This is a genomic window from Cylindrospermum sp. FACHB-282 (assembly GCF_014697195.1).
Classification (GTDB): domain Bacteria; phylum Cyanobacteriota; class Cyanobacteriia; order Cyanobacteriales; family Nostocaceae; genus Cylindrospermum.
Genome location: NZ_JACJRJ010000009.1, coordinates 23,962 through 38,394, shown reverse-complemented (window position 1 = coordinate 38,394; position 14,433 = coordinate 23,962). Strand labels below are relative to the sequence as shown.

At 41.6% G+C, this 14,433-nt stretch carries 7 protein-coding genes; 6 read left to right on the top strand and 1 reads right to left on the bottom strand.

From position 1 onward, the window contains the following. Positions 1–14 precede the first annotated feature (14 nt). Positions 15–5,267 carry a type I polyketide synthase gene (locus H6G32_RS06635; protein WP_190456358.1) on the bottom strand — a complete coding sequence of 1,751 codons (5,253 nt, stop codon included), beginning with the start codon at positions 5,265–5,267 and terminating at the stop codon, positions 15–17. A gap of 1,412 nt (positions 5,268–6,679) precedes the next feature. On the opposite strand from H6G32_RS06635, the gene H6G32_RS06630 reads away from it, so the two are divergent. The 6 genes from H6G32_RS06630 (at position 6,680) to H6G32_RS06605 (ending at position 14,098) form a co-directional block, all read left to right on the top strand. Beyond that, complete coding sequence (locus tag H6G32_RS06630) at positions 6,680–7,882, top strand: ABC exporter membrane fusion protein (RefSeq protein ID WP_190456356.1); 1,203 nt, start codon at positions 6,680–6,682, stop codon at positions 7,880–7,882. A gap of 59 nt (positions 7,883–7,941) precedes the next feature. Then, entirely contained in the window at positions 7,942–9,123 is a 1,182-nt protein-coding gene (devC, locus tag H6G32_RS06625; RefSeq protein WP_190456354.1) for an ABC transporter permease DevC, read from the top strand. A 136-nt stretch (positions 9,124–9,259) separates the two neighbouring features. Continuing rightward, entirely contained in the window at positions 9,260–10,264 is a 1,005-nt protein-coding gene (locus H6G32_RS06620) for an NAD-dependent epimerase/dehydratase family protein (protein WP_190456351.1), read from the top strand. A 370-nt stretch (positions 10,265–10,634) separates the two neighbouring features. Next, positions 10,635–11,102, top strand: a complete 468-nt coding sequence (locus tag H6G32_RS06615; protein ID WP_190456349.1) for a DUF2141 domain-containing protein — start codon at positions 10,635–10,637, stop codon at positions 11,100–11,102. A 184-nt stretch (positions 11,103–11,286) separates the two neighbouring features. After that, on the top strand, positions 11,287–12,546 hold the full coding sequence (locus H6G32_RS06610) for a glycosyltransferase (protein ID WP_190456514.1): 1,260 nt from the start codon (positions 11,287–11,289) through the stop codon (positions 12,544–12,546). A 289-nt stretch (positions 12,547–12,835) separates the two neighbouring features. After that, positions 12,836–14,098, top strand: coding sequence for a glycosyltransferase (locus H6G32_RS06605; RefSeq protein WP_190456347.1), 1,263 nt, complete (start codon positions 12,836–12,838; stop codon positions 14,096–14,098). The last annotated feature ends 335 nt before the right edge of the window (positions 14,099–14,433 follow it).

The following is a 14,433-nucleotide window of genomic DNA, read 5'->3' as shown; positions in this document are numbered from 1 at the left end:
CGCCCTACAGGGGTTTAATCAGCTTTAGCAACTAAAGTTACTCGTCCTTGAGAACTGTAGCCAACTTCAGCAATATATCTATTGGCATCGTGCAATTCTGCAATGATATATTGGGCTGATTGGTGTGGATCTAAAGTGGGATTTAAGTCAATGGCGCGGGCAAATACTTTGGGCCATTCCCATCTCAAACTTTTGGTTAATCCAAATAAACCGGCAGCAATTGGGCTAAAGTTTTGCTGATGTTCTAACCCAAAGGCGCCATCAAGATGGGCAACTGTGCAAAAACAACTCCGTCCGTGTTCCGCTGCTGTATTTAGGGATTGTTTGAGATGTTTTGCCATCAAAAACACATACTTGACAATCGCCTTTTCTGCTTCTGAATAAGTCAGTTTACCTGTGTTTTCTGCTGCAAATCGAGGATGTAAATGGATGAAAGTGGCGATCGCACCGCAGTGATTTACAATTGCCTGTAGTTGTTGTTGCAAATGCTCTTCACTCAAGTTTGCCAATGTCACGCGGGTTACACCTGTGGGTAAAGGCACTTGGGAAGCAACAAGGGATTGCGGGAAACTCAAAACTACTACTTTCCAGCCTTGTTCCATCAGCGAATACGCTAGTTTGGCAGTGGTGAGGGAACCATCATCGGTGATTAAACCGATGTGTCCCTCTGGTAAACTGAAGTCTAAAAAGTCTGGACGGGGTAGGGTTTTAAGCTTTGCCGGCAGTCTGGGAGTATTGGGATCTACCGCTGGAGGTGGGGGAGATACAACCCCTACCTCAAACTGAGACTTTTTTTTTTCACCTCCAACCAGCTTTTGGAGATAATCAACTATTTGCCCGATGGTGCGGAGTTCACCTAGTTCTTCTAGGTTTGGTTTGGGTAAGTCGGGATATAACTCTTGCAATCCTCCCAAAATTTCTACCCGTTTGATGGAGTCAATCCCTAAGTCTGCTTCCATATCCATATCTAATTCCAGCATCTCGACGGGGTAGCCGGTCTTTTCGCTGGTGATGGCTAACAGGGTTTCAGCCAAGTTAGCAAATTCGTTGCTAGCTGGTGCTTCTGGTTCTGGAATTAAGGTGATAACTGGCTCAGGTGCAGTAATTACGGGCATCTCGATTGCCTTTGGTACTTCCTGGGGCGCAATTACTACTGAGGAATTTTGAGAAATGTGGGATTGCAGATACTCGACAACTTGGCCAATGGTGCGTTTTTCTGCCAGTTCTTCTAAGTTTGGCTTGGGTAAGTCGGGGTATATCTCTTGCAACCCTCCCAAAATTTCTACCCGTTTGATGGAGTCAATCCCTAAGTCTGCCTCCATATCCATATCTAATTCCAGCATCTCGACGGGGTAGCCGGTCTTTTCGCTGGTGATGGCTAACAGGTTTTTACCCAAGTCAGCAATATTAATGCCAGATGTCGCTGGGGGTTCGACAATTTTCGCAACTTGTACTGCAATTACAGGTTCAGGAATTTTCGCAACTGGTGCTGCAATTACAGGTTCAGGAATTTTCGCAACTGGTGCTGCAATTACAGGTTCAGGAATTTTCGCAACTGGTGCTGCAATTACAGGTTCAGGAATTTTCGCAACTGGTGCTGCAATTACAGGTTCAGGAATTTTCGCAACTGGTGCTGCAATTACAGGTTCAGGAATTTTCTCTGCTGTCAAAGGCAATAAACCTTTGCCGTTGCTGAGTTTCTCCGTTAGAGATTGAATTGTCACTTCTCCAGAGAGTAACCGAGAATATTCTTGTTGGATGAGTTGGAAAAAGTTTTTGGCATATTCCACCTGTTCCTGGAGATATTGCTCATGAATGCGGAGGGTTTCACCTTGTTGGCTGTGAAACTGCATCATGCTGCGTTCTAAACTTTCCATTACCACAAGTTTAAGCTGGGCGGCTTCAGGAGAAGAGTTACTGTTGGCAAACAGGGCATTTTGCTGTTGTATCAGTTGGAAAAACGTTTTGGCGTATTCCATCTGATGGTGAAGATAAGTCCCGTGGACTTGTAAATTTTCAGTTTGATTTTGCTGAAACTGGGTGAGAAGGTTTTCTAAACTTTCTAAAGCCAGTTGGAAATTTACAAGTTTTTCTGGTGTTGTTTGCATCTTCCCTCCGGGACGTTGCGCTAACGGTTCTGGGGCTGGTTGATGTGGAACGGTTGCAGTCTTTTTATGTCCGTTACCATTACTCATTGCTGCAATCTCAGAAAATTCTGGGGTGGGACTGGAGATGACAGCGGCAGGTAAGGTGACTTGATGGCCATCCTGCAAAGCTTGAGTGAAGGCGTTTTTGGTTTTGTCGGATACGTAGTTAATGCCGTTTAAACGCACATTTAGCGTTTTCTTGGTCTCCGTTGGGGGCAGTACTGGGGGCAGTTGGTAAGGGTCGAGGTTGCCCAGAGACATACCGATAACGCGCAACTGTACCGCTGCTTCTCGCAGAGAGCGATCGCTACTTTTTTGGGTGCTGGGGTTGAGAGATACGGTAATGTGGGGGCGATCGCCTAAAATATCTTTAACCAAGTTGGTCAGAATCCGCTTCGGCCCAAATTCCACAAAACATTGACCACCGGCAGCATAGATATTTTCAATTTCCTGCTTAAACAACACCGAGTTAGAGAGGTGAGTTTCCAGGATTTTTTGGATCGCTTGGGGTTCTTTGGGATATGATCTACCGGTAACATTGCTGAAAACCGGAATTTTCGGATTTTGGAAAGCTACAGACTTAGTGGCAATCGCAAATGATTTTTGAGCAAAGGCAATCAGCGATGTGTGGAAAGCTGCGGAGACGGGTAACAACACCGCCCCATAGCCTAAATCTTGCAACGCTAGGCGGATTTTAGCGATTTCTGCCGTTGGCCCCGCCAAGACAACTTGAGTTGGAGAATTGAAATTAGCGATCGTCACCAGGGGAAAATGCCTCAGCACCGCTTCCACCTTGACAATATCTTCTTTCACCGCCAGCATACTGCCAGCATCATGATCCGGGTCTTCTGGCGCCGCCATAGCTTGACCTCTGGACTTCACCAGAAACAAGTAATCTTCCTCACTCAAAACCCCAGCAGCCCACAAAGCCGTCAATTCCCCAAAGCTGTGTCCAGCAGTAAAATCTGACTTAAACCCAGCTTGTTGCAATATCGAATATAGCCCAGCGCTAAACACACCAATCGCCGGTTGTGCATATTCTGTCCGTTGCAAAGCCGCAATCTGGGCATTTTTTTCCGCTTCCTCAAACACCGGATGGGGAAAAACAATATCCGAAATCCGCTGCAAATTATCATTCAGCAACAGACTGTCCATCTTTCCATAAAGACGACGCAGGGCCGGAAAATTCATCGCCGCTTCCCGGCCCATCTCTAAATATTGTGAACCCTGTCCAGAAAACAGGGCCACAACTTTACCGCCCAACTCCATCCCCGAAGCGCGGTAATAAATCCCTTGGGGATGCTCCCAAGATGCTGCCGACTCTTTGAGTTTCAGCAAATCAATACTAGTTTGCAGTAACTTGCAAGCCTCAGCCAAATTCTCAGCCACAAAGCCAACCCTAGCCGCAGCCAGGGGAATTACCTGGGTTTGACACTCCAGAACTAATTCTGCAAAGTGTCTGTCACCACCCTCAGACTGCAACTTACCTAAAACCTCAGTCGCCTTCAGCAACAACGCAGCCGGAGAAGAACCAAACAGCAGCACTTCACTAGGGGCATTATGTAAACGGTAGGCGTCTTTTTGTTCAGCTTCATATTCTTCCAGCACAACATGGTAATTTGTGCCGCCAAAACCAAAGGAACTCACACCCGCACGTCTTGGTGCTTCACCAGCTGCCCGAATCCAAGGTCTAGTTTCGGTATTCAAATAAAATGCCGAATTTTTAATATTCAGTTTCGGGTTCGGCTCAGTAATATTAATTGTCGCTGGCAAAATTTTGTGATGTAGCGCCAGAGCAGTTTTGATTAAGCTAGCCGCACCCGCAGCCGCTTTCGTATGTCCAATTTGAGATTTGACACTACCCAAGGCGATATGCTGCCTTTTAGAATCATGTAGATCAAAGTAGTCTCTTAAAGAACCAAACTCTGTGGGATCTCCAGCCATTGTCCCAGTACCGTGTGCTTCCATCAAGCCAACAGTCGCAGGAGAAAAACCAGCATCATCATAAGCACGTTCTAAGGCTTTGACTTGTCCTTCTTTGCGAGGAGCATAAATGCTCTTGTAACGACCATCGCTAGAAGTACCAATTCCCTTAATCACTGCATAGATTTTGTCCCCGTCTCGTTCGGCATCTTCCAAGCGTCGGAGAACCAGCATACAAATACCTTCACCCAACATCATCCCGTCAGATTTAGCATCAAAGGGTTTGACATTTTCGCTGGGAGTTACAGCAGGAGTTTTGCTAAAGGAGATGTAAGCCATGATGGTGTTGTCAGTATCCACACCACCAGTTAGCATCATGTCGCTGCGGTACTCAATTAGCTCACTAATTGCCATTTTTAAAGCACCGAAAGAACTAGCGCAAGCCGCATCAACAACGCAGTTTGTCCCGCCAAAGTTTAGCCGATTGGCAATTCTTCCCGCTACAACGTTAGCCAACATACCGGGGAAAGCATTTTCATCCCACTTGATATAAGCGCTTTTAATTTTCTCAACAATTTTTTGGGTATCTTCGTCAGATAAACCACTGCTTTTGAGTACTTTTTCCCAAACTGGATACTCTAATCTAGCCGACAGTGGCATCCCTAATTGCTTCGCTTGGGCTACGCCTAAGATTACCCCAATTTTCTCCCGGCTAAACTCCCGTGCTTCGTTATATCCAGCATCTTCCATTGCCTCTTTGGCAACTACTAAACTCAACAGTTGTGATACATCTGTGACTTCTAAGATGCTGGGAGGAATGCCAAATTCCATCGGGTTAAAATCAACTTCAGGAATAAAACCACCTCTTTTACAGTAGGTTTTATCTTCGGTTGTTCTGGGGTTGGGGTCATAGTAATCTTTGACGCTCCAGTGTGTTTCAGGAACATCGGTGATACAATCAATTTTGTTAACGATATTGCGCCAGTATTCTCGCAAATTTCTCGATTGCGGTAATAGAGATGCCATACCCACAATCGCTATAGGATTTTGTTGCAGTTGTCTGTTAATTTTGCTGGTTGACACCGATGTTTCTGTCCTCATCTTTTTTTCCTCTATAGACCTAATTACAGCCTTTTCACAACTGTTAATCAGGCTCTCTAACTCCGCCAAGGCATTATCAATTGAATAAGCAGACATAGGACATAGACTAATCTTGAGTACTGTGGATTGTGTAGCTACAGTAATTTCTGTTGCTTACGAATAATGAGGATTTACCTCTTCTTACAAGCAGCTAGCTATCCTATGTGCGATCGCCAGGCCAAATGCTTTGCTCCAAACCAATACCACAGGACACATTCTTACCTCACTTAGCCCAAATAATTGATGCTTTTGGGACTGTGAGGAAATTTTGGTATGCTGCGATCGTGAAAAAATTCTATACAATTAACGACTCTTGATATTGTGACAACAGGTCGATTACATTGTGGAAATTGGTAACTAATTCAGGGAATTCAATTTTTGGTCAATTATCTCCGACTGGAAAAATTGAAACTTAGAAGTAGTTATGAGGACAGAAACGCATTTTTTGCCCAAACCAGTTTGATTGTTTAGCTTCAATGTTCTGTAGCTTGATCAATACCATGTCTAGTTTCAACATCCGGGATAATATATTTTAGGGTATAAGACCAGTAAAAGTTGCCAAATTCGTTACAGAACCAACACTACTTTTAATCCAAATTCCGGAAATATGAAAAAATACTTAAACCTTCTTAGAGTGATGATAATGCAGCTAAGTTTTAGTATTTCTTCCCTTTTTACTCTCAATCAATCAACTAATTACCTTACTGATTTAAAACATTGAATTAATCAAAACACTAGCATATCTTAAAGCAGTTAAAAAGTTCATTTAAAGTTATTTTCTAAAAAAGTTTTCCACAAAACACCAAATAACTAGTATAATTCATAACTTTTTCCCCGTAAAAAATTTTATCTTGATGGAGCAATAGCGAGCAATCAATCCGGAGAGCATGAAGAACAATCTTAGAGAATGAAGATAATGTCTTATGGTACACAGCTAGCATAATAGCAGTCTGTTAATAATACTAAAGTTGGTTGATCATTAATAACCCATCAGGATTCTTAATTCAAAATAACTCAGTACCTAATCTCCCTCTAATAGATATTATGTTCAACTTTGTCAACTAATGCTAATTAAATTATTTGACAAAAGCCCAGATTTTTGCGAGAATAAAAAACGAGTTTGAGCCAGCTTTTTTGCTCATTTAAATTAACGCTTCCTTCCAAATTGAGATTGAGTTTTTCTAACTGGCACTACCGTATTTTACGCTACATCATTCAATGCTCATTAACGATAAAACTTAGGATAATTGATAGTAACGCCAGAGATAATTTAGCCGCTTATCTAATAATCCGTGTTGGCGGTAAAGGCGGACAACAATTAATTTCAAACTAATGAAAACTATCCCCTCGCCAAACATGAAGTTATAGAGGATAGAGCCTCTATTGGTGAATTAGCGGATAAGTCTATTGAAATCAACTGATATAGCCCTTTTGGCTATCCCCTGGTAGAGCATAATGGGAATGAAAATATGGCAGTAAACAAAGCAAGCCAGTTACTCAAAAAAGCCACTGGTCAGTGGAAAATGATTTTGGCAGCTTCTATCGCTTTAACTACTGGGTTAGTAGCTTTCTACGGTTTTTCGCAATTTGGGGTGAGAACCACTGTTCAACCCCCTCCAGTAGATCCCCCAAAGGTGAATTCAGCTAAAGTAGCTGTAACAGCTTTAGGACGCTTGCAGCCAGAAGGTAAAGTTACTTATTTGTCTGCTCCCAATTCCATCAACGGTGTCCGAGTAGAAAAACTGTTGGTGAAAGAAGGAGATGAGGTAAACCAAGGGCAAGTATTGGCTTATCTGGAAGATTATGCTCGCGCTAAAGCTGCTTTGGAACAGTCTTTAGACAAACTGCAAGTTGCTAAAGCCAAATTAGCCCAGGTAAAAGCTGGGGCTAAAAACGGAGACATCAATGCTCAAAAAGCAGCGATCGCTCGTTTAGAATCTCAATTAAAAGGAGACATTGCATCTCAAGCAGCGACAATCAACCGCATTCAAGCTGAGGTAGACAATGCTCAAACCGAGAATGATCGCTATCAGCAGCTAAACAAAGAAGGTGCAATTTCCGCTTCCACCGCAGATACTAAAGCTTTACAACTCAAGACAACACAACAGCAGCTGACAGAAGCTAAAGCCAATCTCAGCCGAACACAAGACACTCTCCAACAACAGCTAAAAGAAGCTAAAGCCAGACTCAATAGTGTTAGCGAGGTGCGTACTGTAGATGTTGCAGCAGCACAAACCGAGGTTAAGAGTGCGACGACTGCCATCAAACAAGCAAAAGCAGACCTGGATTTAACTTACATCCAATCTCCCTTAAATGGCAAAATTTTGAAAATTCACTCCAAAGCTGGAGAAGTAATTTCTACTTCTGGCTTTGCGGAAGTCGGTAAAATATCTCAAATGTATGTAGTTGCAGAAGTGTATCAAACCGATATTGCAAAAGTGCGTCCAGGACAAAAAGTTTCTATTACTAGCGCCGCATTTTCGGGAAAATTACATGGCACTGTCAACGAAATTGGTTGGCAAATTGACAAACAAAGCATCTTCAGTATTAATCCCGGATCAGACACAGACCGCAGAATAGTTGAGGTAAAAATCAGCATCGATAATCCCGCAGATAGTAAAAAGGTGGCTCGTTTAACTAACTTACAAGTGGATGTCGCCATCCAAATCTAACCACCACCCAATAAAATCTGCAATTGCTCCCAAAACTATATCTTCTTTTTACTGGAATTATGAATTTCAAGATTCCTTTGGCATGGCTACAGCTAGCCCAACAAAAGATTCGATTTGTCGTAGCTATAGCCGGGATTGCTTTCATTATCCTATTAATGTTTGTTCAACTTGGTTTCCGAGATGCGCTTTATTCTAGTGCTACCGCAATGCATCAAAACCTGCGCGGCGATTTATTTTTAGTCAGTTCGCAATATAAATCTTTGACCTCCAATCAAAGTTTTTCGCGGACTCGTTTATACCAAGTTTTGGGCTTTGATGGTGTAGAGTCAGTTAGCCCAATGTATTTACAATTTGCCAAGTTAAAAAATCCCGCTACTGGTGAAAAATATTCTATATATGTGATTGGCTTCGATCCAGGAGAATCTGTCCTCAATATTCCAGAAATTGAGCAAAATTTAGACAAACTCAAAATCCCAGATGTGATGCTTTTTGACCGGGATTCTCGCCCAGAGTTTGGCCCCATCGCTGAAAAATTTAACGCCGAAAAAACCGACCAGACAATTGAAATATTCCCCTTCAATTCCTTAATTGGCTACAGAGTCAGAATTGGTGGTTTATTCAGTTTGGGCCCTTCCTTTGGCGTAGATGGCAATTTAATTGTTAGTGACTCAACTTTCCTGAGAATCAACCCCAATAATACCCGTCCAGCAGAAATGATAGATGTGGGTTTAATCACCCTCAAACCTGATGCTGATCCAGTTAAGGTGTTGAAAAATTTACAAACAATTTTACCTAATGATGTCCAAATTTTTACTCGCCAAGGTTTTATTAACTTTGAGAAAAAATATTGGTCTGTCAGAACTCCTATCGGTTTTATCCTCAATCTAATGTTAACAATGGCTTCTATTGTTGGTGTAGTGATTGTTTATCAAATTCTCTACAGTAACATAGCTACACAATTCATCGCTTATGCAACTTTAAAAGCCATAGGTTATCCAAACAAATATTTATTAACTGTAGTTTTACAACAAGCTTTAATTTTAGCTTTTTCTAGCTATATCCCAGGTTTTATTGCTTCTATAGGTTTATATGACTTTGCTATGAAATCTACTAAACTACCAATTATGATGACTGTCAATAATGCAGTATTGGTTTTAGTGTCAACGGTATTAATGTGTATAACTTCTGGGGCACTTGCTATCAACAAACTCCGCTCTGCCGACCCGGCTGACATCTTCTAGTAGTCTATCAAAACAAGTTCGTAGTAAGGACTTTAGTCCTGATTTTTCTAAGCACTAAAGTGCTTACTACAAACCCTCAAACCTAACCTGACAAGAGTCAGTCGTTAAAATCAACATTACCAATTATTTACACCCTATGAATTTCACCACTAAAACCCTCCTAATTACCGGAACTGACGAATTTATAGGTTTGCGCGCAGCCGAGTTAGCTAGAGCACAGGGCATAAAAGTACGGGGATTACAAAGTTCTCCAGACCAAGATAAAAAAGCGCAAAATTTAGGTGTTGAGGTAATTGTTGGAAGTATTACCGATGCTGCTATTGCCCAAAAGGCTTGTCAGGGAGTAGACATCGTTTTACACACAACTCAAGTTACTCAAGAAGCTGGGGACATCAAGCATTTTCGTGAAGTCAATGTTGGCGGTACTCTCAACATAGCAAAAGCTGCTAAACAAGCTGGCGTTAAAAGCTTTATACATCTCTCTAGCGCCATGGTCTACGGCTTTAACTATCCTAATGAAGTTACGGAATCTGGCCCACTTTCTGGGGAAAATAATCCCTACTGTCAAACGAAAATTGAAGCGGAAACTGAGCTCTTAAAACTTAATGCACCGCCAGATTTTGGCATAATTATTATGCGTGCTGGAGATGTTTATGGACCTGGAAGTATTCCCTGGATAGTCAGACCAATTCTGATGATGCGTCAAAAATTATTTGCCTATGCTAATGATGGTAAGGGAGTGATGAATCATGTGTATATAGACAATCTGATTGATGCTATGTTCCTAGCTATAGAAAAACAAACCTATGGAGAAGTTTTCAATATCACCGATGGACAAGAGACTTCCTGGAAAGATTATTTTATCCAGTTAGCAGCAATGGAAGGTTTACCTGCTCCTATGTCTCTACCTAAAGATGAAATGAAATTATTTCTCAAACTGCGTCATCAGGGACAAAAACTGTTTCGGCAAAAGGCTGATATTCTACCAGAGTCTGTAGATTTTATGACTCGTCCTTACGCTTATTCTATTGACAGGGCAAAAAGCCTATTAAATTACAAACCAACTATTAATTTAGAAGAGGGAATGCGGCGCACACATCAATGGGTGCAAAAAACCGATCTTCAGAAATTAATCAAGTGATAAAACCCGCTGTTGCATAAAAGGTCTAGCTATGGAAAATGCTATATGAGTTAAAGAGGTCATACTTAAAGATGGACTTTTAACATTAAGTATACCCAATCTCAATTATAGCTAATCCATAGCTAAATAATTCCGTTGTTAAGGAATTATCAGGGGATAGTAAATGAATTCTGCTCTAAATTAAAAGTTATAGCTTGTGCTGAATTTTGGAAGGAAGTGATTTAGGTCTTTTTGATTTTATTGATGCATGGATAAATTAGTCTTTGCCTTTAGTGCTAAGTTAGGTGAATAGGGGAAATGACAATTTCTTAAAACAGCTTTTCTTAGTGTCAAAAAAATAGCAAATTTACCTGTAGGAGATTACCAAGTTATGTTAAATTTAACTCGCTGGCGCCATGTATTGCTCGCTACTATGTTGGGTATGAGTTGTGCTAATGCAGCTTATGCTGAACCAACTGCAAAACTGACTGTGGTAGTAAATGGCATAACTCACCAAAAGGGTGAAATTTGTTTGAGAGTTTACGCTTCGGAGAAAGGATTTCCGATGAGTAAGACAGGTGAAGTCCAAAGCGGCTGCACTAAGATTACAGGAACTACTGTTACGAAAGTATTTTCTGGCTTGAAACCTGGTACTTATGCTGTTGCAGCAGTTGACGATCAGAATGGCGATCGCAAACTCAACAAAGATTTTTTTGGTATTCCTACAGAAGGTTTTGGGATGTCTAAAAATCCTACTGTATCAATACAAACTGGTACGCCTAAGTTTAGCAAAGTCAGCTTTCCCCTGAAACAAAATACAACCATCAATATTTTGATGAAATATTCTCTTGATCAATAAGATGGGGTAATTGCTAATTGCTAAGGGGAGGAAATGAGGAAGAGATGAATTTAATAATTCTCTCTTCCTTTACCCAAATCCTTCAGGTTTGATTTCTGGTGTTGTTGTAAAAAACCTACATCCGTGAGATCCCCGTTCCCAGTCCCCTAAACAAACCGATATTTTGCCGGAGACTTGAGATTTGATGCAAGATTTAATGATATTTCTGTCTAAGTCTTTGCTAGGTTGGCTGGTGATTCAGGTGGTTTTAACGCTGGTCTTTGTATGGTATCTGCGTTCGCACCAGAAAAGCTTATTACCAGATGAACAGTTACCTAAAACAGCGGTGATTATCTGTCTACGGGGTGCTGATCCATATCTACCCAATTGTTTGCGATCGCTATTGAAACAGAATTACCCACAATATGATTTAAAGGTGATCCTCGATAGTCAGGAAGATCCCGCGGGAAAAATTACTACTGAGGCGATCGCCGAATTAGGCGCCACCAATGTCCAAATTACTCATTTGCGGATAGTACGCCACAATTGTAGCCTCAAATGCAGTTCTTTAGTCCAAGCTGTCTCAGATTTAGACGATTCTTACAAGGTAGTAGCCTTTGTTGATGCTGATACAATAGTTCATCCCAATTGGCTGCGGGAATTAGTCCAACCTCTGGCAGATGCGAAAGTGGGAGCCACAACAGGTAACCGTTGGTATTCACCCACAGGTAATTATTGGGGTTCTTTGGTGCGATATGCCGGCAATGTCTCTACCGTGGTGCAAATGTTCCTCTTTCAGATTCCTTGGGGTGGAACTTTAGCGGTAAAAACAGAAGTGTTTCACCAAACAGAACTCCTAGAAAAGTGGGGACAAGCCTTAAACGATGATTTGATGATGCACAATCTCCTAAAAAAACATAAGTTACAGGTGAAGTTTGTGCCTTCCTTATTAATGGTAAATCGGGAAGAAAGCGATTTACTAGATTTACTAGATAATCTCAAGCGTTTATTACTTTGCTCTCGACTGTATCACCCCCGTTGGTTGGCTTTAGTGAGTGATGCTATTTCCAGCATTTTATTTCCAACTCTAGTGATTGTGTTAATTCTCCAGTCATTGTTAGAGGGAAATTGGTATGCTGCATCTCTCTTATTTAGTTGCTATGGCATCTATATTCTAGGATTACTCTTGCTGATGCTGGTCTTGGAACAAGGAGTACAGCGAGTAATGCACTTTCAAGGTCAGGCGATCGCTAAATGGACACCTGCCGCAGCCCTGAAAATGTTGATTGTCATCCCTTTAACACAGTGGGTTTATGGCATAGCAATGCTATCCTCCCTCTGGATGTCAACAGTCAAATGGCGCGGACTCACCTATCGAGTCCAAGGCCCTTGGAATATTCGCTTAGTTGAATACCGCCCTTATCATTGGTTAGATCAACCAATTGATCCAAAAGCTTCTCTCTAATAGGTAATGGGTAATGGGTAATAGGTAATGGGTAATGGGTAACGCCAGGCTATTTTATTCTCAAAAACCGCCATGAATTGCCTCACCCTGCCCTATCAAAATCAATTCTGAGTCTAATAGCACTCATTCCTCTAAAGAGGAAAAAAATAAATATTTTCTAGTCCGTTTTAACGGACTTTAGTTATTAGCCCTGACCTTGAGTTCAGGGCGGGTTATTTCTATAACGAAATAGTCCTAATAGTAATTGTTTTCTCATTACCAACTTTTGCTCAAAAATCCATTTTAATTTATGACAAAGCAACCTCTTCGTATTGCACTTTTTACAGGATTGTATGCCCCCTTCTTAACAGGAGTCTCCGTTGCAGTGCATCAACGGGTTCGCTGGTTGCTACAGCAGGGACATGAAGTTTTTCTGATTCATCCAGAAATCAACAACCAGTACCCAAAACACGTTGGAAATCGTCCCATGGCGGGGCTAGAAGAATTACAATCTTTTCCCAACTTCTCCTCCTATGCATTCCCCACAAAGCCGCTAATTTTTTACAAATCTCTTCCTCAACCATTGCATTATCGACATTGGAGTGATACCAAGTTACTCTTAAAATTTCAACCAGACATCATTGTGGTTGAAGAAGCACCGCAAATGAGAGGGTTCTACTCACTCTTTTTGCAAGGTTATGGTCGTCCTGTGGGAACTGAATACGCAAAGCGAACAGGCATCCCAATTATATCTATGTTCCATACCGATATTGTTGCCTATATCGAATATTATTTAGGAAATCTGATCTTTAGCTTAATTCGTCCAATTCTGCCAATTTTAGTCAAGCAGTCTACTGAAGCTTACGACCTGAATTTATTTCCTTCTCAAGAACAACTCAAAAAATACAAAAAGTTGAAATCTCAACGCAGTGAATACCTGCCTTATCAAGGTATTGATTGCGAAAAATTTCACCCCCGAAATATCTCTTATGACCCTATTCCTAACGACCACCGACCAACTATTTTATTTGTTGGCCGGATAACTGCGGAAAAAAATGTCAACCAACTCTTGGATGCATATCCATTCATCGCTGCCAAAATTCCTGATGTTCATTTGGTGATTATTGGTAGTGGCCCAATGGATGAAGAAATCCGTCAGCGTGCCCAAAGCTTTGGTTCTGGTGTTACAGTTTGGGGTGAGTCCCACGGTACAGAACTTTTGGGTTGGTTCGCTAGCGCAGACGTATTTGTTAACCCCTCCGCTACAGAAAATTTCTGCACCACCAACAACGAAGCGCTGGCTTCTGGCACTCCTGTAGTGGCAGTTGTCGCACCCTCAACAGCCGAGCAAGTATACCCTGGTAAAAACGGCTTCCTCGCTGAACCCAACAACCCGAAAGATTTTGCCCAAAAGGTGATTGCGATTTTGGCAAATCCTGACCTCAAAGCAGAGATGACTCAGCAGGCTCGCTCTTCTATATTGGCCTTTGATTGGTCGGCTTGTACTCAAAAGTTTGAAGATAAACTCTACCAAATAGTTGAACAATCATCAAAGGTAGTCCTGGGAAAATAATTGGTCAGTGATCGTCCGTTTTCAATGGCGGGAAATACAGTTGTCTCTGCCTAGAAAAAAAACGCGCCAAATTGGCTACAAGTCTTTGATTGTCTCTGGTAGATTATTGAGGTAATAACTTGTGGGCTTTTAGGTTACAAGTTTGAGATTCTCAGAAATCCGCCAAAGAGAAGTGTTAGTTGAGTGATTGTCTACCTAGACTAACACCATCATTGCTATTGTCCTAAACTGTGCCTAAAAATACTCATGCCTCAGAAGTAATCGCTTCTGGGGTTTTTTTGTTTTTTCATTACTATTTCTGGAGGAATGCAAAAATAAAATGTTTAATTTGATAA

What these genes read in the sequence shown, in the direction of transcription:
- H6G32_RS06620 (WP_190456351.1), top strand. Translation starts at nt 9,260, where the DNA reads ATGAATTTCACCACTAAAACCCTCCTAATTACCGGAACTGACGAATTT.
- H6G32_RS06635 (WP_190456358.1), bottom strand. Translation starts at nt 5,267, where the DNA reads ATGTCTGCTTATTCAATTGATAATGCCTTGGCGGAGTTAGAGAGCCTG.
- devC (WP_190456354.1), top strand. Translation starts at nt 7,942, where the DNA reads ATGAATTTCAAGATTCCTTTGGCATGGCTACAGCTAGCCCAACAAAAG.
- H6G32_RS06610 (WP_190456514.1), top strand. Translation starts at nt 11,287, where the DNA reads ATGCAAGATTTAATGATATTTCTGTCTAAGTCTTTGCTAGGTTGGCTG.
- H6G32_RS06605 (WP_190456347.1), top strand. Translation starts at nt 12,836, where the DNA reads ATGACAAAGCAACCTCTTCGTATTGCACTTTTTACAGGATTGTATGCC.
- H6G32_RS06630 (WP_190456356.1), top strand. Translation starts at nt 6,680, where the DNA reads ATGGCAGTAAACAAAGCAAGCCAGTTACTCAAAAAAGCCACTGGTCAG.
- H6G32_RS06615 (WP_190456349.1), top strand. Translation starts at nt 10,635, where the DNA reads ATGTTAAATTTAACTCGCTGGCGCCATGTATTGCTCGCTACTATGTTG.